This is a genomic window from Marinomonas mediterranea MMB-1, from assembly GCF_000192865.1.
Classification (GTDB): Bacteria; Pseudomonadota; Gammaproteobacteria; order Pseudomonadales; family Marinomonadaceae; genus Marinomonas; species Marinomonas mediterranea.
This window is the reverse complement of the sequence record NC_015276.1, coordinates 147536-170214: the sequence shown is the minus strand read 5'-3', so window position 1 is coordinate 170214 and position 22679 is coordinate 147536. Positions and strand designations below refer to the sequence as shown.

Sequence of the window (22679 nt, the reverse complement as noted above, 5' to 3'; positions counted from 1 at the left end):
TTAAGACCTTATCGCGTTAGCGAACACCGACTTTAGAATCCTTATAGGAGCGCATACATGCAACCTCTATCATTACCACCCAGATTGCTCATGGGGCCGGGGCCAATCAATTGTTACCCGCGAGTATTGACCGCGATGTCGACACAATTGGTCGGACAATATGATCCAGCAATGACAAACTATATGAATGAGGTCATGTCGCTTTATCGCCAGGTATTCAACACCCAAAACGAGCAAACCTTTTTAATAGATGGTACGTCCCGAGCTGGAATAGAAGCCGCCATCGTTTCGATCTTAGAGCCTGGCGATAAAGTGCTGGTGCCAATCTTCGGACGATTTGGTCACCTACTCGCAGAAATAGCAGAACGCGCCGACGCAGATGTTCACACAATAGAAGCACCTTGGGGTGAAGTCTTCAAACCAGAACAGATTGAAGAAGCCATCAAAAAAGTGAAGCCAAAATTACTTGCGATTGTTCAAGGTGATACGTCTACGACCATGCTTCAACCGCTTGATGAACTCGGCGCGATTTGTCGTGCTCACGATGTGCTTTTTTATACCGATGCGACCGCTTCGATAGCCGGTAATCCATTTGAAACGGACAAATGGCAGGTCGATGCCGTTACGGTTGGCTTACAGAAATGTCTCGGCGGCCCTTCAGGCAGTGCCCCTATCACCATGAGTGAGCGTTTTGTTCAGCACGTCCGCAAACGTCATCATGTCGAAGCAGGCATTCGGGATGCGCATCACCAAGACGCTAAAGGTCAACGCATTCGCTCGAACTACTTTGATCTATCTATGATTATGGATTACTGGGGCGAAGAGCGACTTAATCATCATACAGAAGCGGCCACTATGCTATTTGGCGCACGAGAGTGCGCACTCGCCTTGTTATCAGAAGGTCAAGAGAAGGTTCTAAAACGCCACAAGCTGGCTGGCGACGCCATGCTCGCGGGTGTGCAAGCAATGGGACTGACACCGTTTGGCGACCTACAACATAAAATGACGAATGTTGTCGGCGTCAGTATTCCTGATGAGGTCGATGGGGAATCCATCCGCAAAACGCTACTCGATACGTTTAACATTGAAATCGGCACCAGTTTTGGCCCATTAAAAGGCAAAATATGGCGTATCGGTACGATGGGCTATAACGCTCGTCAAGATGCCGTCCTACATACGCTACAATCATTAGAAACCGTATTACGTCGTGGTGGATGTAAACTGCCATTAGGTGACGCAATCGACGCGGCCATGTCTGTTTATTGCGACGAGAAATAATATGACGTCATTCAGCGAAATTAGGTATGCCAGTCTAGCAAAGCAAGTCATGCAACGTTGTGATGAACTGGGGAAAATCAGTCAATGCAGCGACTATCTCGATCGTCGCTACTTAACGACCGAGCATAAAGCTGCCAATGCTTTGGTCGGAGGCTGGCTTCAAGACGCAGGAATGACCACTTGGCAAGACGAAGCAGGGAACCTTTGGGGACGCTATGAAAGTAAAAAGCCTGACGCTAAGCGTTTTATTTTAGGAAGCCATTTAGACACGGTTCCTAATGGCGGAAAATACGATGGCATGCTGGGCGTCATTGCTCCTCTCACCTTGATCAAAGCGTTTAATCAATACGGTATCGAGTTTCCGTTTCATCTAGACATCGTCGGATTTGGCGACGAAGAAGGCACGCGATTCAGCTCAACGTTATTAGGCAGCAGGGCACTAACAGGGCAATGGGAAAAAGACTGGGAACACGTCGAAGACGACGACGGCATCAGCCTTAAACAGGCGCTAGAAGAATTCGGATTGGCATTCGACTCAGTCCTTAACGCAGCCATCGACAAAACAAACTTGTTGGGCTATTTGGAGCTGCATATAGAGCAAGGTCCCGTCCTAGAAAACCAAAATATGCCTGTTGGCATTGTCAGCGGTATTGCTGGGGCAAAGCGCTTTGATTTCACCGTACAAGGCATGGCGGGACACGCTGGCACGGTACCAATGCCACTTAGACAAGATGCACTTTGCGCCACCAGTGAAATGATCTTAATGGTAGAGAAAATCGCCACGCAACAGGACATTGTTGCAACCGTGGGGCGTATTGCTAACCGACCAAATGGCGTCAACGTCATCTCAGGTCTGACTGAATTCTCGCTAGACATTCGCAGCGCATCCGATGACAAACGCGAAGCAGCGTTAGACGACATTCTTAAAGGATTCCAACACATTGCAACAAAGCGCAATGTCACGCTGTCATCCAAACAAACACACAGTGCCAGCGCCGTTCACTGTGATGGTGCACTTCAATCAATCCTGAAAGAGGCAATCAGCGAATCGAACTATTCGCCATTAACACTGCTTTCAGGAGCGGGTCACGATGCGATGGCGATCGCAGATATTTGCCCCGTTGCTATGTTGTTTATGCGCTGTGAGAAAGGCATTAGTCATCACCCAGCGGAAGCCATCATGGAAAGCGACGTCGAGGTAACTCTGGAAGTATTAGGTCGAGCGCTGCGTAAAATTGAAGTGTAAGCGATAAGAAGAACAATGTAGATAAAGACACTCAAGATATTCTTACGAGCGCTGCCATCACAACAAAAACTGAGAAGCAGAGAGAGACTATGAACATCACACGAATCTACAACGACGCTGATGGCAGTAGCCATTTCGGTGAACTAAACATTGCGTTAAAAGAGGGTGGAGCGATTGGCTTCTTGTCTGAAAAATTTCCCGCTGGAAACATCATTTTTCGAGAAACGCCTGCCGACTATGATTTCAAATGGCACCCTGCTCCTACTCGACAGTTTGTATTCATAATAAAAGGTCGGTGCGAGTTTACGGTTTCTTCTGGGGAAACGCGCCAGTTTAGTGGTGGCGATTTAATTCTATTGGAAGATACACAAGGCCAAGGCCATTGTAGCAAGGCCCTGTTTAACGAAGTACGCCATTCAATTTTCGTGACTGTGCCGGAAGAAGTGGTTTTCGACTAACGTTGCTCTCAACAAGGCTACAACAACTATTTCTCAGGGGTCATTTAACATCCTAGCGTTTTACAACTTCGCTCCCACTATTCAGGTTGATCGAACTTAAACCGCTTATAAACAACGGCAACCCTTGGTAGTAAAAACATACATGCCATGCTAATAAAAGAGGCCTCAATAAGGCCTCTTTTAGCTTCTAACCAGTCAATCTAGACAATTTACTAGGCTTTTAGCGTAAATGCCTCAGACAATGCTTTTCTTAGCGCCTCATCCATATCAGCGTCTTTCATCTTGCCAGCTTCGGAATCAAATACATCGTAGAACTTAGGTACTGATAAGGTTGCTTTTACGTCCGCCGCAAAATAAGGCGCTGAACCTTTCGCAGCGGCTAACACACTCGCACCGCCCATTGAGCCAGGAGAAGACGCCATCATGATCATAGGTTTGTTCTGGAAAACCTTCATATCAATGCGTGACATCCAGTCAAAGATGTTTTTATAGGCCGATGAGTAAGAGCCATTGTATTCAGCAAAGGAAATGATAACGCCGTCTGCTGCCCCAATTTTGTTAAAGAACTGAGTCGCCAATTCTGGCATGCCTTCTTCGTTGCGCTCTACGCTATAGATCGGCATTTCGTAATCGTTAAGGTCTAGAATTTCAACCTCGGATGCGTCAACTAAAGACGCAGCGTACGTCACCAACTGCTTGTTGATGGACGTTTTGCTGTTAGATCCTGCAAAAGCGAGTAGTTTCATGTTCTCTCCATTTAAATATCTTAAAACACCAGTAAATTCTGGCTTATCTATAACAACCACTATAAAAGAATCGTCGTGACAGATTAACGTCACTGCGGTTAACTCTTTGTTTCCGTAGGCTCAATAATATTGGCGCATATTGAGACACGCCCTACCGCTTTGGAGGATGGTTCTCCATCCAATGCTTGGCAATATCACAGCGTCTAGTAATCCAAACCCCTTCATGAGATTGAACATAATCCAAAAAGCGCTTTAATCCCATAAAACGACTCGGCTTGCCAACCGTTCGACAATGCAGTCCTATCGACATCATTTTTGGTGCAGATGCACCTTCATCGTACAGGCAATCAAAGCTGTCTCGAAGATAATCAAAGAATTCAGTGCCATGACTAAAACCATAAGGCGACGAAAAACGCATGTCATTACAGTCTAGCGTATAAGGAATAATCAGGTGGGGCTTCGTTTTAGTCTGATCTTCGTAGTGAGGAACTTCCGTCCAAAAGGGTAAATCATCACCGTAATAATCAGAGTCGTATTGCAACTGTGGCTGTTCGGATACTAGCTTACGTGTGTTGGGAGAATCCCGTCCGGTATACCAACCAATTGGCTTAACGCCAGTCACCTCTTCGATAAGAGCCAATGCCTCGCGCATGTGCTCTCGCTCTTGCTCGATGGGCATGTCTTGGTAGTGAATCCATTTCAGACCGTGACAGACGACTTCATGCCCGCCCTCTACAATGGCTTTCGCGACCTCAGGGTTTCGCTGTAAAGCCGTTGCAATCGCAAAAATGGACAGAGGTAAACCGCGCTTCTCGAATTCGTTGAGAATACGCCATACCCCAGCGCGCGAGCCGTATTCATACAGTGACTCCATGCTCATATGACGATCTTTGTATGGTTGAGCGCCAAAAATATCAGATAAGAAGGTTTCAGCATGTTCGTCTCCATGAAGCACACAGTTTTCTCCGCCTTCTTCAAAGTTCAGAACAAACTGTAGCGCAATGCGCGCACCATTGGGCCACTCCACTTGCGGCGCTTCGTTTCGACCATAGCCTTTATAATCCCGCTCTAGATAATTTTTCATATAATCACCACCCTGTCTCAATATGAAAATATAAGCAAAAAACAAACCAAATGGTCAGCTTTAAGAGCAAAAAAATGCCCGCATTACACAATGTAAAGCGGGCATCTTATGTTTCTGAGTTGTGACTTAAATTAGTGGGCTAACATCACCAAATAATCTGGAGCCACCGCTCTAAAATCAATAGACATCGTAATGCTTAGAGCTGTTACTGTGATGATGGAAAAGAAGAACACCTGACGTGCCCAGCCATTCACATCGATATCTTTACGATATCCGCGTAGTGCCATTGCCAACCACCATAAGCTGGTTGCAGCAGCCACTACCATAAATCCAATGCCAACATAGCCCGTCAAAGGTAACAAAGCGGTCACCAATCCAAACACGGCGATATAAAGCACAATATGATGCTTGGCTTTTTGGATTCCTTCTGCAACAGGTAATACAGGAATACCTGCAGCGGCATAATCCTTATATCGGAAGATAGCGATCGCATAAGAGTGAGGCATTTGCCACAAACTGAACATCACTAACAAAATCGCTGCAGCAGCGTCAAATTGACCTGTTACAGCGCAGTAACCCACAACGGGAGGAACTGCTCCGGACAAACTACCTACCAACGTACCGTAAACGGAATGACGTTTAAAATACAAGCTGTAGAGTCCGACGTAAACGAAATAACCGAAAGCCGCAAAAAACACAGCAACTTGGTTGGTGAAATAGGCCAGCATCGCAAAACCAATTACTCCCAACACAATGCCGTGTGCAAGCGCGGCTTTTAAAGACATCTCACCTGTTACAGTGACACGGTTTCGCGTACGTTGCATCTTCGCATCAATATCTCGGTCGATACAGTTATTCACTGCACAGCCTGACGCTACTACCAAAGACAAGCCTATGACAGTAACCAGCATCAAGAACCAATCGATATCGCCACGGGCAGCTAGAAAAAAGCCGCCCGCAACCGAAATCAAATTGCCCATAATGATGCCGGGCTTCGTGACCTTTAGATAACGGTCAAAAACAGAATGACCGTTATCTTTTTGCGAGGATAAAGTTCGCTTAGTCATCAATACTGCCTAGTACATCATCATCAATACAGATTCGTAGATAATCCAAATAGACAATGCTACGACCATAATGATAATAATGGCGGTAAAGATGAAGGACAACGTATCCAGCTTACCTTCTTTCGTAAAGTTCAAGTGCAAGAAGTACTTCAAATGTACGAAGATCTGAACAACGGCTGTTACAACAATAACAGCGAACAAAGTTGCGCGATCGAAAGCACTTGTCATAACGGCCCAGAAAGGAATGACGGTCAAAACAACCGACAATACAAAGCCAACGACATATGAACTTACGCTACCGTGAGCGTCATGTGAATCGTGATCATGCTGACTCATTTACATAGCTCCCATTAAGTAGACGAAAGAGAATACACAAATCCAGATAACGTCTAGGAAATGCCAGAACAAGCTTAAGCAGCTTAAGCGAGTCACTGTGCGGCTTTCTAGCCCGCCTTTAGATACTTCGCAGAACATCACGATGATCCAAATCATACCAGCGGTAACGTGGAATCCGTGAAGGCCAACTAATGAGAAGAAGGCTGTCAGGAATGCACTCTTATCAGGACCGTGCCCAGCGTGGATCAAGTGATGGAATTCATAGACTTCCAAGCCTAGGAAGACTGCACCAAAGACAAAAGTGACCGCTAACCAAAATAGCGTGCCGCCTTTATTCTTTTTGTAAGCGCTAATCATCGCAAAGCCGAACGTAATCGAACTAAACAACAGTGCAGCAGTACCGCCACCAACCAATGTTAAGTCGAAAATATCCTTACCTGATACTCCGCCTGCAGTGTTCATAAAGAGCACTGCATATGTAGCGAAGAAACATGAGAACAGAATGCAGTCTGTCATCAGGTAGATCCAGAAACCGAACGTGGTATTACGACCGGTATCGTGGTGCTCTTCGTGGTGCGCATCAGCATGCGCAGACATGTTAGTACTCATGATTACCCCTTAGCCACGTTGTCCAGGTGAGCGTTCTCGATACGAGCCACTTCATCTGGTTGTACGTAGTAGTCAGTATCTTTCGCGTAAGCACGCATGATAAAGGCTACGATTAGACCGATGAAACTTGCACCCGCTAACCACCAAATGTGCCAGATCATAGCGAAACCAAATGCCGTTGCGATTGCACCCATAATTGGGCCAGCATTTGTGTTGCTTGGCATATGAATAGGCTCATAACTTTCTTCGCGCTTGTACGCGGTGCCTTTTTCTTTCATGTCAGTAAACGTATCGATGTCGTCAACATGTGGAATTTTAGCGAAGTTATAGAACTGTGGCGGAGAAGACAAAGACCATTCCAACGTGTGGCCATTCCATGGATCGCCCGTTTTGTCCAAGTTCTTGTCTTTTTGAATAAAACCAAGAATAAGTTGAACAAACTGAGCAGCAATACCCAATGCAATGATGAACGCACCGCCAGCTGCAATGTATAGCCAGATGTTCCAGTCAGGGTTATCCGTGTGGTTTAGACGACGAGTCATACCTAGGAAACCAAGTACATACAAAGGCATGAAAGCGACGAAGAAACCAATGAACCAACACCAGAAAGAGAACTTACCGATCTTAGGATTCAAGTGGAAGCCCATTGCTTTAGGGAACCAGAATGCAAAACCTGCAAGGTAACCGAATACCGCACCACCAATAATCGTGTTATGGAAGTGGGCAATTAGGAACAAGCTGTTATGCAATACATAGTCAGCACCAGGAATCGCTAGTAGAACGCCCGTCATACCACCAACAGAGAAGGTGATGATGAAACCGATTGTCCAAAGCATTGGCGGTTCCATACGAACACGACCTTTGTACATGGTAAACAACCAGTTGAACAACTTCACACCTGTTGGTACGGCAATGATCATGGTCATAATACCGAAGAAGGCGTTAACGCTCGCACTGGATCCCATCGTGAAGAAGTGATGCAACCATACGATAAAGCCAAGGATGGAAATCGCGCCACTGGCGTATACCATCGACTTGTAGCCGAACAATCGCTTACCGGTATACGTCGAAACAATTTCCGAGAAGATACCAAACGCTGGCAATACCAGAATGTATACTTCTGGGTGACCCCAAGCCCAAAACAGGTTGATGTACATCATTGAGTTTCCACCTAAATCATTCGTGAAGAAGTGGAAATCAAGATAACGATCAAGCGTTAGCATCGCTAGCGCTGCTGTTAAGATAGGGAAAGATGCAACGATCAGTACGTTGGCCCAAGTACAGGTCCAAGTAAAAATCGGCATTTGCATTAGTTTCATGCCTGGTGCACGCATCTTGATAACAGTTACCAAGAAGTTAACACCCGTTAGCGTTGTACCGATACCAGATATCTGGAGAGCCCAGATATAGTAGTCGACCCCGACACCGGGACTGAATTCAAGACCAGACAATGGCGGATAAGCTACCCAACCCGTCATGGCAAATTCACCAAGCCCCAAAGAGATGTTTACTAGAACAGCACCTGAAACGGCTAGCCAGAATGACAAGTTGTTCAGGAATGGGAATGCCACATCTCGTGCGCCAATTTGCAACGGTACAACAATGTTCATCAAACCGATCATAAATGGCATCGCCATAAAGATGATCATGATAACACCGTGTGCGGTGAAAATTTGGTCATAGTGATGAGGAGGCAGATAACCCTCGCTACCATTCGTCGCCACAGCAAGCTGTGTACGCATCATGATGGCGTCAGCAAAACCACGGATCAGCATCACGAACGCGAGAATGATGTACATGATACCTAGACGTTTATGGTCAACAGACGTTAACCATTCGCGCCATAGCCATCCCCACTTTTGCAATTTAGTGATAAGGCCAAACAAGGCCGCACCACCGATCGCAATCACGATCAACGTACCGATAACGATAGGATCGTGTGGGATTGAATCCCAGGATAGTTTACCTAACAAGTTCATTAGTGAGACGCCTCTTCAGTTTTAGGGGCTATACGCTCAGGCAGCACAACACCTTCCGGTTTTGTTGCGCCGTATTCAGGCTTACCGTAGAAATCGATACGACCCATATCGCCCATGTATTCCCAGATGATGTCGAAGAACAAACCATCTTTCACAGTACCGAAATACTCAACAGGGTGATATTCAGTCGGTTCAACAAGTTGCTCATAGCGCTCAGTTGTAAGCGCTTCACCACTTGCTTTTACCTTCTCAACCCAAGCGTTGAAGTCTTCTTTCGTTGGCGTTGCAATTGCTTTGAACTTCATGCCAGTGAAACCATGACCAGAGTAGTTCGCAGAAAGTCCGTCGAACGTACCTGCTTCATTAGCAATCAGGTGCAGTTTGGTTTCCATGCCCGCCATTGAGTAGATTTGACTACCCAGTTGCGGAATGAAGAAAGAGTTCATAGTACCTGCAGAAGTAATCTTAAACTCAACTGGCACATCTTTAGGGAAAGCCAGTTCATTGACAGTCGCAATACCTAGATCTGGATAAATGAACAACCATTTCCAGTTCATAGACACGACTTCAACCGTCATGTGATCTTCGTCAGATTCAATGGGTTTATATGGGTTCAACGCATGCGTTGATTTGTAAGTGATAACCGCCAAAATAACGATAATGACGATTGGAATACCCCATACAACAGCTTCGATTTTAGTAGAGTGGTCCCACTTTGGTTCGTAAGCCTCACCACTGCCTTCGCGGTATTTCCATGCGAAGTAAAGCGTCATAAGGATTACTGGGATAACTACAAGCAGCATCAGGATAGTCGCTGTAATGATCAGCTCTTTCTCCTGAGCACCGATTGAGCCTTTCGGGTCCAGCACTCCACCTTGACAGCCTGCTAGCAATGCTACCAATGCCGCCAACGCGATTTTACTTAAGTTACGAGTTAACAAGAGATTCATCCTCTAACCCTATTATTTACAAAGGCTGCAAACCTAAAGGATTGCAGGCGTTCGGTCCGACCGGTAGCCGGAAACTTCCAAACCCAACGTAACACCTCATTTCATTCATCCTATATAAAAACGCCATAAAGGATGATCCAGATCACATAGGGAATGATTATTCCTTATACGAACTGAATAGAAATTTGGTACACGTTAAGCGGAAAAAGGTGGCGCTCGGGTGGAATGTAGCCTTCGATGAAAAGAGGGTTTTACCTCTTCATTTAGCACTACATATCCCACACTTTCAAATGGTTGAAAGAGCGCAATTTGCTCGCTGTTCATGACGAACCAGCAAACAAACATAAATAGGCTGATGACACCCCAGAAAATGTACAGGGCGTATATAGGAATGTCCTTAAGGACACTATGGAAGAAATCACTGGGGTCATAAAAGCCGCAATGAGGAAATATGATCAAGTTGGCCGTAACAACAGCATATACAAATGCATACAGGCGAGCGCCCCACTTCGCATTGCGAAGGGGCTGAATCCACTCGTTTGTGCTGCTCTGCATGAATGTATTCGCCATAATAGCTCTCACGACCTACTCTAAACTCTGTCCGCGACAAATTTCCGTTAATTGTTTGAATAATTTGATTTACGGAATTTATTTCGAGGAAGTGTACACATTTGTCGCCATTTGCTCCAGTTAAGATTTGAATATTGCGGCTTTTTCGTGCGTTTTTATTCGTAAACAGACCAAATTACACTTAATTGTTAAGACACTTAAAAAAACACATGAAAAAGTTTCAACAATATTGCGTTTCTATGTAACAATATTTTAGATATGTTATGACATAACATTTAACGTTAAATTTACGCCTCTAACTCTGTTTGATATTTATACAGAATTAGATACGATCTTTTTTCAATAAGGGTTTACCAAAAATGTCTTTTAAAAAGATGAATGCGGCACTAGCCAGCTTAATCATTCTCTTCGCATCAAATGCTCACGCCGAAGCGCCGACTCCTGAGAATACTATCAAGGTTAACGCAGCCTTTGAATTTAACAGTATCGATCCGTCCGTTAGCGGCTATTTATATACACGCATGCAGGTTTTAGAGACATTAATCGATGTCGATGCCGACGGAAAGTTACAAGCAGGACTTGCCACCTCTTGGTCAACCTCTCGTGATGGGCTGACATGGCGTTTGCAACTCCGCGATGACGTTCTTTTCCATAATGGTGACGCTATGACAGCGAAAGACGTCGTCAGTAGCCTCAACGTTGCAAAAAGAAAGCAAGGCCCACTTCGTTCTGCTCCTATCGCCGATATAAGCATGGGCGACACAGCACAAGAAGTCGTTATTACTTTAACAACACCTTATAAAGTACTTGGCGCTGCCTTGGCGCATTATTCTGCCTCTATTCTTCCTGCTGGAAAATACAACTTCGAAGACAAGTTGACCGAGCTAGTGGGAACAGGACCTTACAAACTTTATGAATTTAAGCCACCTCACAAACTGGTCGTAGAAAAATTTGATCAGTATTGGGGACAAATGGCCTCAATGCCTTTCGCGAGCTATTTAACGGGACACCGCGCAGAAGCTCGCGTACTTCAGGCTCGTAGTGGACAATCGGATATCGTCTTTGGCTTGGACCCAGCGGCAGCTCCAATGCTAGCTCGATCAAATAAAGTCGAGATTATTAAATCGAAACTACCGCGTACACTTGTACTGAAGGTCAATGCTGCCCACCCTTACCTAAAAGAGATTGAAGCTCGTCAAGCGCTAAGCATGGCAATTGAGCGTAAGGGTATTTCTATGGCCGTTCTTAGAACGCCAGATTCAGCAACCACTCAATTGCTGCCGCCTTCAATGTCCGATTGGCATATCTCTGACGCGCCTAGCTTAGACAAAAACCTAGACAAAGCGCGTGCGCTTCTTGAGCAAATTGGCTGGAAACGAAACAGCGATGGTATGTTTGAGCGCGATGGCAAGCCATTCGCACTTCGTCTAATTACGTATGCAGATCGCCCAGAATTAACCACGGTTGCTACTGCACTGCAAGCACAATGGAAAAAGCTTGGCGTTGACTTGAAAGTGGACATCACCAACTCCAGTGCGATTCCAGCAGGACATCAAGATGGAACACTGAACCTAGCACTTATTGCCCGTAATTACGGTTTTATTGTTGACCCTCTGTTAACACTGATTAAAGACTTCGGACAAGAATCAGGTGGCGATTGGGGGTCAATGAACTGGCACAATCCGCAAATTCAAGTCGCGCTTAAAGGTTTGGTAAACGAAAATAACCCTGATCGTTACCGAGCAACCGCTCAAGCCTTTGCTGAAGCCGTCGCTACAGAATTGCCTGTCATTCCGATTGCTTCTTACACTCAACAGACGTCCGTTAATAAACGCATTGAAGGCTTTCGTTTTGATCCATTCGAACGTAACTTCTACCTGAACAAGATAACCATTAAGTAACCTATGAAAGACCTGTTATTTAAACGTTGTATACAGCTCATTATGGTTGCTTGGGGGGTCGGGACGCTGACCTTTATTCTGATGCGTTCGCTTCCGGGTGACATGGCGTATCGATTGGCTGCCAGTCGATACGGTCAGGATAATTTCGACTCATCAACTGCCGAGCTCATTCGCCACGAACTCAAATTAGACCAAAGTGCATGGAGTGCTTACTTCTCATGGTTAGGCGATTTACTTCAGCTAAACCTTGGTAATTCAATGGTCAGTGACTTACCCGTTATGGACACACTTTCTCACATGCTAGGGCATTCATTGCTTTTAGCCGGAGTCGGCATGGCCATAGCAATACTGTTGGCGTTTCCATTGGGCCTTTGGGCTGCAAAATACGGAGGCTGGGCGGACAGACTCACTCTGCTTTTTTCCACGTCTGTCAGAGCGTTACCTGTGTTTGTCATAGGCGTATTGCTTATACTGGTCTTTTCACTGGAACTTGAATTGCTGCCCGTTGCAGGCTTTGGTACACCCGCTCATCTGATTCTCCCTTCGCTGGCGCTGGCTATCTCGTTGGCGGCGGTTTCAAGTCGAATCATACGCAACGAAGCCAAACGTGTTTTCGATTCATCATTCTTTGAGTTCGCTCAGATCAAAGGTTTGTCTACTCGAAAAGCTTTTCAAAGACACGGATGGAGAAACCTACTAGTCCCTGTTATAGCCTTTTTTGCCATTCAGTTGATTACTGTTGTGGAAGGCGTTGTGATGATCGAATCATTGTTCTCTTGGCCAGGGATCGGGCATGGGCTTGCACATGCTATTTTCGCCAGAGACATTCCTATTATTCAGGGTGCTGCCTTGCTTATGGGCATTATGTTTGTCGTGCTTAACACGCTCGTAGACATAATCAGCTATTACTTGGACCCTCGAATTAAGCAAGAGTTTTCAGAATGATGTATACAGAAGCGAATTCACCTCCGACCCCGACGTTCAGACCTACTAATAGAGTGAAAAAAACGTTCCGTTCAGCGACGTCCCAACAGTGGTTTGGTTTCGCGATCCTCGCGACCTTACTGATATTTTCGTTCTTAGCCCCGTACTTTGCCTCCGTTGACGGTGCCGAACAAGATTTGGGCGCTATTTTAACCCCACCTAACGCAGAGCACTGGCTCGGTACCGACCATTTTGGTCGCAGTATGTGGGTTCGCCTTGCAGATGCCATCGCACTGTCGTTTGGTCTTGCCGCATTGTGTGTCCTTACTGCTTCGACAGCAGGTATAGCACTGGGCGTAATGTCCGCATGGTTCCCAACCCGCTTTGGAAAGGTTGTCGAATTACTCACAACCATTTTGCTCGCCTTACCAGGCCTAGTACTGGTTTTGATTTTTGCCGCGATCGTACCCGGCTCCTTCTGGATGCTTTACTTTGCGATCGCACTGATCCAATGGGTGGAATACTACCGAGTCGTACGAGCAATCTGCCAACCACTTATTCATTCGCCCGAAATGGAAGCATCACAGCTGATGGGATTCGGTCGTTGGTATTGCTTTAAACGCCATTTACTGCCCGCGATCTTACCTCAAGTGCTCACCATTGCAGCCTTTGGTGCGGCAAATGCCATCTTGATGATGGCGTCGTTGGGTTTTGTCTACGTCGGTATTCAACCGCCGCTTGCAGAGCTGGGCTTGATGACCGTTGAGCTTTTCCCATACTACAGCGACGCTCCTTGGTTACTCGCGGAACCCTTAGTCAGTCTTGCAGCTATGGTTCTTGGTTGTCAGCTGCTAGGGAGACGTAACGCATGAGCCTTTTAACCATCTCGAATGTGTCGGTTTATGTCGGCGACACTCAATTACTTGCTCCCGTGACGCTTACGCTGCAAGAAGGCGAACGCCTTACTATTTTAGGGCAGACAGGTTCCGGAAAAAGTCTTTTAGCCCAAGCTATCATGGGGAATCTGCCGAAAGCACTCACACGACGTGGCCAAATCGACCTTTTCGGAAAAACCAATCTTTCGCTTAAGGAACAAAAGGCTATGTGGGGCAAACACATCAGTATGCTTCCGCAAGAACCTTGGAACTCGTTAGACCCCTTGATGAGCGCCGAACGCCAGTTAACCGACACAGAATACTATGTGGCCGGAAAGACATGGTCGACCGCGTTATCCGATTCACTCGCAAAGCTGAAAAAGCTGGGGTTAGGTCACATCGGCCAAAAACGTGTCGACCAACTGTCTGGCGGTATGGCTCAACGTGTTGCCATTGCCTGCGCAACTGCTGGCGGCGCAAAGCTTGTCATCGCAGATGAACCAACAAAAGGCTTAGATGTGTCTCGTCGTGATCAAGTTGTTGCTTCATTAAAAGAGCAAACTGAGGGCGGCGCTCTACTGACGATCACGCATGACGTTGCCGTTGCAAGACAGTTGCCCGGTAAGCTCATGGTCGTAAAAAATGGACAGGTTGTTGAGCAAGGCGAATCAAGCGACATTCTTTCGAACCCCGCTCACGATTTTACCAAAGCACTGATTGACGCAGACCCTTTGCAATGGCCTAACAGTGAAAACTCGCCTTCAAGCCAAGAAAAGCTGATTTCTGCGGACGCTATTTCCGTCAAGCGAGGTAAACAAACGCTCTTTAATGGTCTCTCTCTCGATATCCATAAAAACGAGATTGTTGGCATTGTAGGCGACAGTGGTTGTGGCAAAAGTACATTAGGAGACACGTTACTTGGGCTATTGCCCGTCGAAAGTGGAAGTGTCGTAAAGCATGAGACGACTCAGCCGCAACGCTGGCAAAAACTCTATCAAGACCCGACGGCCTCGGTCACGCATTCAGTTTCATTACAAACACTATTAGAGGATCTCATTAAGTTACATAAATTAAATGCAAGTAAAGCCACGCCGCTTATGAAACGCTTAGGGCTAACCCATGAGCTGATGCAACGTACAGCATCGGAAGTGTCAGGAGGGGAACTACAGCGTTTTTGTTTGCTGCGCGCCTTGATGCTAGAGCCTGTGTTTTTATTTGCGGATGAGCCGACCTCACGTCTTGATCCGTTAACTCAAAAAGACGTCAGTGAACTACTGGTTCAAGTGGCGAAAGAACAAGGCTGTAGTGTTGTACTCGTCAGCCATGACCCAAATATGATCGAAAAACGTTGCGACCGAGTCATCCGGCTCTAAACACGATCATCGGAACCTTGCAGAGGGTGTTTGTCACCTTCTTTTCGCGGGCAATTTTTGCCCGCTTTTTTTATGCTTATCACAAATGCAGAGTGATTCAGTGTCCACCGGTTTTAGAAAATAAGTTGATCACCACTACTCCGCCGAGAATCATCGCTATGCCAATAAACGCTGGTGCATCAAGCTTCTGCTCAAATAAAACCCAACCTAAAAGAGCCGTGAGTACAATGCCAAGCCCCGCCCAGATAGCATAAGCAATGCCTACGGACATCGATTTCAACACCACCGATAAAAAATAAAATGCAACAGAATAACCAATCACGACAATCACACTCGGCACCAAGCGGCTAAAGCCATCACTGGCCTTTAAAGCAGTCGTCGCCATCACTTCAGCACCAATGGCAATAATAAGAAACAACCACGTTTTCATGTCGCCCACCTCTTTAATATTTATTATCTGAATTTAAATACTTATTGTCTGAATTAAGGAGTAACCTCACTCTATCACGGCGTGGTGAAAAGCTTAGCATTGGTCGCGACATAAAAATTTGCGTATCAATCGGGATCTATCAACAATACGATTCGAGGAACTTTTCTTTCTATTGCTGTCAGATTGAAGTACGAACGCCGTTTAAAACCCGCTCTTGGAAATCAGTGTTGATATGAAAGCATTCGCCCAACGTGTTTCTCTTATGACTCTATGCACTATCGCTGTCACTGCGTGCAGCGTTCCAGAAGATATTCGTCAGAATCAGGAAAAAACAGATCAAGTATTAGAAACGCCCGATTTGGTAAAAACGGCTTATGTTGACGCGCAGAATTCATTCGGGCCATACCGTTTGCACTACATGAGTAATGACCTACACAAAAAATTCCGAAACACCGTTGTTTTCGTACACGGGACACCCGGGAGTTGGTCGAGTTTTTCCAAATACTATTTAGAAAAAGATTTAGAACAAGAGTTCCGACTCATCTCCGTAGATCGACCCGGTTGGGGCGCATCAGGTTATGCGGGAGATTCTTTTCCTATCTCGTTGCAATCTCAGGCCACACTGATAAAACCGATGCTCAAAGCAATTTGGAGCCTGAATGACGAGCAAAAGTTCACCTTAGTCGGGCATTCGCTAGGCGGATCACTTGTTCCCTTACTGGCGGCGGAATATCCTGAATATGTCAAAAACGTCATCATTCTCGCGGGTGATATTGACCCAGAGCTCGCTGCTGCTAGATGGTATAATCACGTTTTAGATTGGGTACCATCGGCGTTAATTCCAGACATGTGGAAGCATTCAAACGACGAAGTCCTCGCCCTTTCGGACAGTCTTGAGAACAGCCAAAGTAAATTCAAAACACTCACACAACCCGTTTTGGTCTTGCAAGGCACAGACGACGAGTTAGTCCGGCCAGGAAATGCACCTCTGGCACCTAAGCTGTTTGAAAATGCATCTGTCGAGGTGAAATGGCTAGAAGGCGCAAGCCACATCATAAACCTAACGCACGTAGATGATGTGAAAAACGCCATACGCGAACTGGCGCAAAAGGAGACAGACACTCAACCTAACATTTAAGCGCGTCTCAACGAAGTAATATTGATCTTTTTACCACCGCTTTTAGAAAAAGCACGGCCAGAAGCGCAGCACAGATCACTGAAAGCCCGTTTGCCATATCCGAGTGATCGTGGCTATATGCCGGAACAATCGTAATCGATAGCTGTTCAAGCATATAATCTAACAAGAGGCCGAAAGACAATGCGCCTCCTATCACTCCGCCAAGATAACCGAATAAAGCACGTTTTCCGAGTTGGTGGGTTATCACCCCTAATGTGGCGATGTTTGTTGCTGGACCAGCCATCATAAAAACCAAAACTGCGCCGGGAGAAACGCCAGCAAGCATCAAGCCTGCCGCTATGGGAGTAGACGCCGTTGCACAAATATACATAGGCACAGAAATCAGGATCATTACAAGCATGGTCACAAAGCTATCCCCCCATTGAATCAGAAAATCCTTGGGTAAATACGTCTGAATCAATGCTGCGAAACCTAATCCAATTACCAACCATACCACCGTGTTTTCAATTAAATCCCCTGTCGCATAGCCAAAAGCCGATTTGGCTCGCTGGTAAATGCCGGAAGAAGGCGATTTTTCTGCGGTTGAGGTTTTCGAAGCGCAACAGTGAGATGAGCTCTCGCTATTGGCTTTAGGTTCTTCTAATTTCTTTTCTAGTCTCTTTTCTAATTTCTCTGGCGCGTGCTTTTGGGAGCAACAAGACGCTACTGTCGATGAAGAAGAGTGCGACAAGTTCGCCTCTTGATCACCTTTCTCCGATGACTCTACTTGGTTTTTTCCAACTAAAAGTCCCGCAAGAATGGCACTAGACACCGCAGCAATTGGCCGTACAATGGCCATAATAGGCCCCATTAACGCGTAGGAAAGTGAGATAGAATCAACTCCTGTTTCGGGAGTCGACACAAGAAAGGACGTCGTTGCAGCTTTTGATGCGCCAGCCTTGCGAAGTCCGATGGCCGCAGGGATCACGCCACAACTGCAAAGAGGCAATGGCGCACCAAACAAAGCGGCTTTTATCACGGATTTAAGATCGTCTTGTCCAAGCTGGTCTTTCATCCAATTCATAGGAATAAACGCATTCATTAAACCTGCCGCAATAAAACCCAACAACAGCCATGGAGCCGAGATAAGAAACATATTCACAAGCTCATTTAGAAATGCCATACAGACCTCCATCGTCTTCAAGCGTTTGCAAAATTGAACAGTTCAAAGCGCTTTCATCTCCACCGCAACAGGCATCCGACAACACTCTAAGGGAACGCTCAAATGCTTGTAATTCAGAGATTTTGGTCTGAATTTGTGCGCGTTTCAGATCAACCAGCTCTTTAACATCGCCGCAGGCAAAGTCCACCTTATTTTGATCAAGCGAAATCAACTCCTTGATCTCAGCAAGACTGAACCCCACGCTTTTTGCTCTTAATATAAAAGAAAGGGTTTGCTGATCTTTATCCGAATACAAACGATAGCCAGATTCGCTTCGCTTAGACGGTGCCAACAAACCGTTTTTTTCATAAAAACGCAATGTATCTGCGCTTACTCCAAGACGCTTCGCTAATGCTCCAATTTGATAATCCATTTGCCACCTCACACAGTGTTCAATGCAACTAATGCTCAATATGTGAAAGTATAAACCTTGGAGTTATATCCAAGGTCAATGACTGACTATCAATTTGTTCAACACGCATTTTTTACACTTCTAGATTTCAATTAAACAGAATGTAAAGCCCGCGAAGTCGGGTTGTCACTCTCCTCGTTTGAATCGTTGAGCTTCACTTTGCGACGATCGATAATGCCGACTTAACGAGCGATCACGCGCTCGTTTCTCAGCAAGCGTCGCGCCGTTTCTTTCTTGCTCTCTTAAAAGTTTCAAATAGTTGGCTAAGCGTCGTTCATCAAGACTTCCCTGAGCCAAGGCATTCTGTACAGCACACCCTTTTTCAGATTGATGAGAACAATCACTAAAACGACATTGTCCTGCTAAAGAGTGAACATCGGCAAAAGCCTCATTTACACCCGACTCACAATCGCTAAGTTGCAGTTCACGCATTCCAGGCGTATCCAACAATACACCACCGTTAGGGATCATATGCAGGGTTCGTGACACCGTTGTATGTCGGCCTTTATCATCATCGTCTCGGATAGACGCCGTATTCTGTACGGATTCACCCAATAGTCCGTTGATCAAAGTCGATTTTCCGACGCCCGACGATCCCATAACGGCAACGGTATTTCCCGCGGAGCATCCACTTTTTAGAAAAGCGAGGCTGCCTACATCAAGCGCATTAACCGCTTCCACAATTAGCAAAGGGTCTAATGATTGAACCTGCGAAACACAAGCATCCACATCCGTACACAAATCCGCTTTAGTGAGCACAACTGTAGGCTGTGCTCCCGCGTCTTTCACCATCGCTAAATACCGCTCAATACGATTTAAAGAGAAATCGTTATTTAGCGAAGTCGTGATAAAGACCGTATCAACATTAGCGCAAATGTATTGTTCAGAAACCTTTTCTCCCGCCGCTCGACGTGAAAACAAAGACACTCTTTCCAACACTCGATCGATCCTACCGTCTCGCAACAGAACCCAATCACCAACCGTCAAACTGGGTATATCAGATGAATGTAAAGATGAGGTAAGCACACGCTGTTTGCCCTGATCGGAATAAAAATCTAAATGGCCACGATGCTGACCCGCAAGCCGTGCAGGAATACAGTAAGACAATTCTTCAAGGGAAAGTTGTTGTTGGAAAAAAGGAGTCCAACCTAATTGAGATAGAGAGTAAATTTTAGTCATAACAAAGCCCTGATACAGGAAAAACCTGCATCCAAAATGAATCCAAATTAAGACAGAAAGTCTTAAGTTAAGGAAGCCGGGCTATAAAAACGCTAAATTGGCTTAGCGAGCTGCCCGGAAGGTCTTTATTACAATCATGAACACCCTCCAGATAAAAATAATCAGTTGAGCCTTCAATGTAGAGAAGAGTAAGACGTTAGTCAATCACGAAAGGCTGGTTACGTTGGGGTACGTCACATTAATAGGCTGGAGAATATTCAAACTTTCCAAGCCCTAACCCTCCAATAGCATCCTGACCGCAATCACCAAAGGAAGAATAAACACAACCCACTTCGCAATGATTAAATAGCGCCCGGTCGTAATCCTCGCTCCGAGCCACGCTCCGAGCATATTTCCAAACGCCAACAGCAACCCTAACTTCCACCAAAGATGACCAAACAACACCAGCAACAACAGCGATGTGGTATTAATAACCAACATCATTGGCTTTGTTTCGGCAATGGCGGAACGAACACTGGACACATTAAGAATCCGATGCGCGGCAATCATCAAAGGACCCGTTCCAATGCTAACAGCGCCTCCGTAGGCTCCCATAAAAGACCAGACCGCATTTTTCTTAAACGTACTTACGGTTCGTTTCGTATATTTCTCAAACCATGTTTGTGGCATCACTGAATACACAGAAACAAAGATTAAAATATACGGTATTACCACCGAAAGCAGCGCTTTACTTGATGCAAAATCGAGTGATACCGCCCCTATTAGCGAGAAAAAAGAAACCAGAAATAACGTTGCTCGATTGCGACCTTTTTTCTCAAACAAACCATGTTGAAAATAGTGCCTAATCGCTGCGAGCGAACCCAACGCATTTTGAAATTTATTCACCGTAATCGCATTGATAGGAGGGACACCACAGACCATCATACTCGGAATGAGTATCATCCCTCCACCGCCAGAAATAGCGTTCAATACACCAGCAAAAAACGAAACGGCAGACAAGCTAATCAACTGCTCGACCGTCAGACCCTCTATATAAACCATAATCGTCTCAATTATTTTTATTCTAATTCGGCTTCCACACTAGCTCTGAACAACAAGCGCTTTTCATTTCCGAACGCTTTGCGCGCATGTAATGCCCGCCAGTTGTTTACAATCAACATTTGTCCCGCTTTAAGCTTTTCACCTCGATTTTTCATGAACCCTGCTAAGTGAGATTCTAATTGCTCAATGGCATACACTTTCTTAGTAGACATGAGTTCTGGTTTACGATGAAAACCATTACGAATCGCCTTAATTTGAAAACGAATTGAATCATCCGACAGCACAGGCGCGACTTCTAATGGGAGCTCTTTTGACGAATCAACATGAAACGAAGGTGACATGCTGAAAGGAAACTCTGACTGACTCAAGATACTGATAATCTCCCTGCCATTTTCTTTTTCCCTCAGTGAGTCTAACAAGCGGCGATGACTTAAAATGAGATTTTCTCCACCCTGACTCGCTGGCGTGATAGACAGAAAAATCAGATATTTCATAGGGGCAGGATAGTAACTCGCATCCGTATGAAAAGGCGCATCATTTGATTGCTCAGAAAAAGACGGCATCGCTTTGTCGGGCTTAGACTCCACCCTCCAAATTGGTGACTCAGTTTTGCCTCGTTGTACTACTTTACCTAAACGGTTGCCTAATTTAATCAGTTCGCTTTGACAATCCACATCGCACAGTTCAAGCCACTGTGCAGCATCCAATAAGATCGAGCCAGACCCTTTATCTAAAGCAGTTCGGACGTCGGCTAATGACTGATCTTCGGTTAACACCTTTTCGATCGACATAGACATAGGAAGCACGTCAAACGTGCTATCACTCTGATCAACTTGAGTATTCAACATGATAATCGCTCCATCGTTAGCATATTTGAAACATATAACTAGGCACATTTACATTGCCATATCGATGAGACTAATAGATTATTCAATAGATAAATAACGATATTTATACATCAAGATGATTGGAAAAAGAGATCATGAAGAATGAGCAATTACAGGCATTTATTGCAGTAGTCGAAACCGGTACGTTTAGAGCCGCCGCTGACGCGCTTTATAAAACACAGTCAACAATCAGTTTGGCCATTCAAAACTTAGAACAAGAATTCGAGTTTAAATTGTTTAGCCGTGAGACGTACCGACCCACTCTGACACCAGAAGGGAAAGCCTTCTACAAAGAAGCCAAAGCGCTGCTCGTACAAGTACAAAACCTCACGACACTTGGTCACGAGCTTGCTCAGCCCAACGCTCCGAAACTGACAGTTTCTCTCAGCGCACGATGCGCGATTCCACCAATATTAAAAGCTATTTATCATTTTCAAACCGAGAATACCGACATTGATCTCATCATCAACTCCGACCATATGTCTGGGCTTATTGAACGGCTGGATGGCGGCGATTCAGATGTCGCAATCGGCACTCAACATGGCTTAGGAGATCAGTATGAATTTGTTCAGATAACCCAAATACCGATGATCTCCGTTGCCTCGCCCCGTTTATTCGACACCCCTTCTCAAGGACTGCTAACCCACGCCCAAATGCGTCGGCACCCACAAGTGCTCATAGAAGATCGAGGAGCCAAACCGTTTGAACATATCAACGTCATTCAGGGCGGGAAAAAGTTCTTTGTCGCCGATTACACCTTACAAAAGAACTTGGTCATGGAGGCGCTTGGCTGGGCAAGAGTGCCAAAATATATGGTCGATCAAGAAACGGCATCGGGAAGCCTACTTCCTCTCAATATCGAACACTTTAACAATCAAAGCGACGAACCCGTTTATCTCATTCGCTCTAAATCCCACCCGACCAACAATATCACTGAGGACTTTTGGAATGCCTTATTAGCAAATTTAAAAAACAGCGAATAAAAGACAATCAAC

The 22679-nt window shown here is 45.6% G+C and carries 23 protein-coding genes; 9 read left to right on the top strand and 14 right to left on the bottom strand.

Going from position 1 to position 22679, the window contains the following annotated elements; all coding sequences use genetic code 11:
• Positions 1-57: 57 nt before the first annotated feature.
• The 3 genes from MARME_RS00780 to MARME_RS00770 all read left to right on the top strand — a co-directional run bounded on the left by MARME_RS00780 (position 58) and on the right by MARME_RS00770 (position 2982).
• Complete coding sequence (locus MARME_RS00780; protein ID WP_013659367.1) at positions 58-1278, top strand: pyridoxal-phosphate-dependent aminotransferase family protein; 1221 nt, start codon at positions 58-60, stop codon at positions 1276-1278.
• 1 nt (position 1279) lies between these two features.
• Positions 1280-2524, top strand: coding sequence for an allantoate amidohydrolase (locus MARME_RS00775; protein WP_013659366.1), 1245 nt, complete (start codon positions 1280-1282; stop codon positions 2522-2524).
• Between the two features lie 89 nt (positions 2525-2613).
• Entirely contained in the window at positions 2614-2982 is a 369-nt protein-coding gene (locus MARME_RS00770) for a cupin domain-containing protein (protein ID WP_013659365.1), read from the top strand.
• Between the two features lie 212 nt (positions 2983-3194).
• Here the strand turns inward: MARME_RS00770 and MARME_RS00765 are convergent, their stop codons facing one another.
• From MARME_RS00765 to MARME_RS00730, 8 genes are all read right to left on the bottom strand, one after another.
• Positions 3195-3728: an NADPH-dependent FMN reductase gene (locus tag MARME_RS00765; protein WP_013659364.1), complete on the bottom strand. Its 534-nt coding sequence runs from the start codon at positions 3726-3728 to the stop codon at positions 3195-3197.
• A gap of 151 nt (positions 3729-3879) precedes the next feature.
• Entirely contained in the window at positions 3880-4812 is a 933-nt protein-coding gene (gene puuE / locus MARME_RS00760; RefSeq protein ID WP_013659363.1) for an allantoinase PuuE, read from the bottom strand.
• A gap of 131 nt (positions 4813-4943) precedes the next feature.
• Positions 4944-5879 (bottom strand): heme o synthase, encoded by a 936-nt coding sequence (cyoE, locus tag MARME_RS00755; protein WP_013659362.1) that lies wholly within the window; start codon positions 5877-5879, stop codon positions 4944-4946.
• 9 nt (positions 5880-5888) lie between these two features.
• Entirely contained in the window at positions 5889-6215 is a 327-nt protein-coding gene (gene cyoD, locus MARME_RS00750; protein ID WP_013659361.1) for a cytochrome o ubiquinol oxidase subunit IV, read from the bottom strand.
• Positions 6216-6824, bottom strand: coding sequence for a cytochrome o ubiquinol oxidase subunit III (gene cyoC / locus MARME_RS00745; RefSeq protein ID WP_013659360.1), 609 nt, complete (start codon positions 6822-6824; stop codon positions 6216-6218).
• 2 nt (positions 6825-6826) lie between these two features.
• Positions 6827-8803, bottom strand: coding sequence for a cytochrome o ubiquinol oxidase subunit I (gene cyoB, locus MARME_RS00740; RefSeq protein WP_013659359.1), 1977 nt, complete (start codon positions 8801-8803; stop codon positions 6827-6829).
• Positions 8803-9753, bottom strand: a complete 951-nt coding sequence (cyoA, locus tag MARME_RS00735) for a ubiquinol oxidase subunit II (RefSeq protein ID WP_013659358.1) — start codon at positions 9751-9753, stop codon at positions 8803-8805. Before cyoA ends, cyoB begins: the two co-directional genes overlap by 1 nt.
• 195 nt (positions 9754-9948) lie before the next feature.
• A complete protein-coding gene (locus MARME_RS00730) occupies positions 9949-10323 on the bottom strand; it encodes a hypothetical protein (protein ID WP_013659357.1) in 375 nt (124 codons plus the stop codon).
• 359 nt (positions 10324-10682) lie between these two features.
• Here MARME_RS00730 and MARME_RS00725 point away from each other — a divergent pair, with 359 nt between their 5' ends.
• Genes MARME_RS00725 through MARME_RS00710 form a run of 4 tightly spaced genes read left to right on the top strand, consistent with a single transcriptional unit; the run spans position 10683 to position 15396 of the window.
• Positions 10683-12224, top strand: a complete 1542-nt coding sequence (locus MARME_RS00725) for an ABC transporter substrate-binding protein (protein WP_013659356.1) — start codon at positions 10683-10685, stop codon at positions 12222-12224.
• Between the two features lie 3 nt (positions 12225-12227).
• A complete protein-coding gene (locus MARME_RS00720; RefSeq protein ID WP_013659355.1) occupies positions 12228-13169 on the top strand; it encodes an ABC transporter permease in 942 nt (313 codons plus the stop codon).
• Complete coding sequence (locus MARME_RS00715; RefSeq protein ID WP_013659354.1) at positions 13166-14020, top strand: ABC transporter permease; 855 nt, start codon at positions 13166-13168, stop codon at positions 14018-14020. The genes MARME_RS00720 and MARME_RS00715 overlap by 4 nt, the downstream gene beginning before the upstream one ends.
• A complete protein-coding gene (locus MARME_RS00710) occupies positions 14017-15396 on the top strand; it encodes an ABC transporter ATP-binding protein (protein ID WP_013659353.1) in 1380 nt (459 codons plus the stop codon). Before MARME_RS00715 ends, MARME_RS00710 begins: the two co-directional genes overlap by 4 nt.
• A gap of 97 nt (positions 15397-15493) precedes the next feature.
• Here MARME_RS00710 and MARME_RS00705 read toward each other — a convergent pair whose 3' ends face one another.
• On the bottom strand, positions 15494-15826 hold the full coding sequence (locus tag MARME_RS00705) for a DMT family transporter (RefSeq protein ID WP_013659352.1): 333 nt from the start codon (positions 15824-15826) through the stop codon (positions 15494-15496).
• A 232-nt stretch (positions 15827-16058) separates the two neighbouring features.
• On the opposite strand from MARME_RS00705, the gene MARME_RS00700 reads away from it, so the two are divergent.
• Complete coding sequence (locus tag MARME_RS00700; protein WP_013659351.1) at positions 16059-16964, top strand: alpha/beta fold hydrolase; 906 nt, start codon at positions 16059-16061, stop codon at positions 16962-16964.
• 7 nt (positions 16965-16971) lie between these two features.
• Here MARME_RS00700 and MARME_RS00695 read toward each other — a convergent pair whose 3' ends face one another.
• From MARME_RS00695 to MARME_RS00675, 5 genes are all read right to left on the bottom strand, one after another.
• On the bottom strand, positions 16972-18126 hold the full coding sequence (locus tag MARME_RS00695; RefSeq protein ID WP_013659350.1) for an SO_0444 family Cu/Zn efflux transporter: 1155 nt from the start codon (positions 18124-18126) through the stop codon (positions 16972-16974).
• Complete coding sequence (gene zntR / locus MARME_RS00690; RefSeq protein WP_013659349.1) at positions 18110-18538, bottom strand: Zn(2+)-responsive transcriptional regulator; 429 nt, start codon at positions 18536-18538, stop codon at positions 18110-18112. Before zntR ends, MARME_RS00695 begins: the two co-directional genes overlap by 17 nt.
• A gap of 165 nt (positions 18539-18703) precedes the next feature.
• Positions 18704-19756 carry a ribosome small subunit-dependent GTPase A gene (rsgA, locus tag MARME_RS00685; RefSeq protein ID WP_013659348.1) on the bottom strand — a complete coding sequence of 351 codons (1053 nt, stop codon included), beginning with the start codon at positions 19754-19756 and terminating at the stop codon, positions 18704-18706.
• A gap of 273 nt (positions 19757-20029) precedes the next feature.
• Entirely contained in the window at positions 20030-20797 is a 768-nt protein-coding gene (locus MARME_RS00680; RefSeq protein ID WP_013659347.1) for a sulfite exporter TauE/SafE family protein, read from the bottom strand.
• Between the two features lie 17 nt (positions 20798-20814).
• Positions 20815-21645, bottom strand: coding sequence for a TauD/TfdA family dioxygenase (locus tag MARME_RS00675; protein WP_013659346.1), 831 nt, complete (start codon positions 21643-21645; stop codon positions 20815-20817).
• A gap of 134 nt (positions 21646-21779) precedes the next feature.
• Between MARME_RS00675 and MARME_RS00670 the strand changes: the two genes are divergently transcribed.
• Positions 21780-22667, top strand: coding sequence for a LysR family transcriptional regulator (locus tag MARME_RS00670; RefSeq protein WP_013659345.1), 888 nt, complete (start codon positions 21780-21782; stop codon positions 22665-22667).
• Positions 22668-22679: the final 12 nt, after the last annotated feature.

What these genes read in the sequence shown, in the direction of transcription:
- MARME_RS00780 (WP_013659367.1), top strand. Translation starts at nt 58, where the DNA reads ATGCAACCTCTATCATTACCACCCAGATTGCTCATGGGGCCGGGGCCA.
- MARME_RS00775 (WP_013659366.1), top strand. Translation starts at nt 1,280, where the DNA reads ATGACGTCATTCAGCGAAATTAGGTATGCCAGTCTAGCAAAGCAAGTC.
- MARME_RS00770 (WP_013659365.1), top strand. Translation starts at nt 2,614, where the DNA reads ATGAACATCACACGAATCTACAACGACGCTGATGGCAGTAGCCATTTC.
- MARME_RS00765 (WP_013659364.1), bottom strand. Translation starts at nt 3,728, where the DNA reads ATGAAACTACTCGCTTTTGCAGGATCTAACAGCAAAACGTCCATCAAC.
- puuE (WP_013659363.1), bottom strand. Translation starts at nt 4,812, where the DNA reads ATGAAAAATTATCTAGAGCGGGATTATAAAGGCTATGGTCGAAACGAA.
- cyoE (WP_013659362.1), bottom strand. Translation starts at nt 5,879, where the DNA reads ATGACTAAGCGAACTTTATCCTCGCAAAAAGATAACGGTCATTCTGTT.
- cyoD (WP_013659361.1), bottom strand. Translation starts at nt 6,215, where the DNA reads ATGAGTCAGCATGATCACGATTCACATGACGCTCACGGTAGCGTAAGT.
- cyoC (WP_013659360.1), bottom strand. Translation starts at nt 6,824, where the DNA reads ATGAGTACTAACATGTCTGCGCATGCTGATGCGCACCACGAAGAGCAC.
- cyoB (WP_013659359.1), bottom strand. Translation starts at nt 8,803, where the DNA reads ATGAACTTGTTAGGTAAACTATCCTGGGATTCAATCCCACACGATCCT.
- cyoA (WP_013659358.1), bottom strand. Translation starts at nt 9,753, where the DNA reads ATGAATCTCTTGTTAACTCGTAACTTAAGTAAAATCGCGTTGGCGGCA.
- MARME_RS00730 (WP_013659357.1), bottom strand. Translation starts at nt 10,323, where the DNA reads ATGGCGAATACATTCATGCAGAGCAGCACAAACGAGTGGATTCAGCCC.
- MARME_RS00725 (WP_013659356.1), top strand. Translation starts at nt 10,683, where the DNA reads ATGTCTTTTAAAAAGATGAATGCGGCACTAGCCAGCTTAATCATTCTC.
- MARME_RS00720 (WP_013659355.1), top strand. Translation starts at nt 12,228, where the DNA reads ATGAAAGACCTGTTATTTAAACGTTGTATACAGCTCATTATGGTTGCT.
- MARME_RS00715 (WP_013659354.1), top strand. Translation starts at nt 13,166, where the DNA reads ATGATGTATACAGAAGCGAATTCACCTCCGACCCCGACGTTCAGACCT.
- MARME_RS00710 (WP_013659353.1), top strand. Translation starts at nt 14,017, where the DNA reads ATGAGCCTTTTAACCATCTCGAATGTGTCGGTTTATGTCGGCGACACT.
- MARME_RS00705 (WP_013659352.1), bottom strand. Translation starts at nt 15,826, where the DNA reads ATGAAAACGTGGTTGTTTCTTATTATTGCCATTGGTGCTGAAGTGATG.
- MARME_RS00700 (WP_013659351.1), top strand. Translation starts at nt 16,059, where the DNA reads ATGAAAGCATTCGCCCAACGTGTTTCTCTTATGACTCTATGCACTATC.
- MARME_RS00695 (WP_013659350.1), bottom strand. Translation starts at nt 18,126, where the DNA reads ATGGCATTTCTAAATGAGCTTGTGAATATGTTTCTTATCTCGGCTCCA.
- zntR (WP_013659349.1), bottom strand. Translation starts at nt 18,538, where the DNA reads ATGGATTATCAAATTGGAGCATTAGCGAAGCGTCTTGGAGTAAGCGCA.
- rsgA (WP_013659348.1), bottom strand. Translation starts at nt 19,756, where the DNA reads ATGACTAAAATTTACTCTCTATCTCAATTAGGTTGGACTCCTTTTTTC.
- MARME_RS00680 (WP_013659347.1), bottom strand. Translation starts at nt 20,797, where the DNA reads ATGGTTTATATAGAGGGTCTGACGGTCGAGCAGTTGATTAGCTTGTCT.
- MARME_RS00675 (WP_013659346.1), bottom strand. Translation starts at nt 21,645, where the DNA reads ATGTTGAATACTCAAGTTGATCAGAGTGATAGCACGTTTGACGTGCTT.
- MARME_RS00670 (WP_013659345.1), top strand. Translation starts at nt 21,780, where the DNA reads ATGAAGAATGAGCAATTACAGGCATTTATTGCAGTAGTCGAAACCGGT.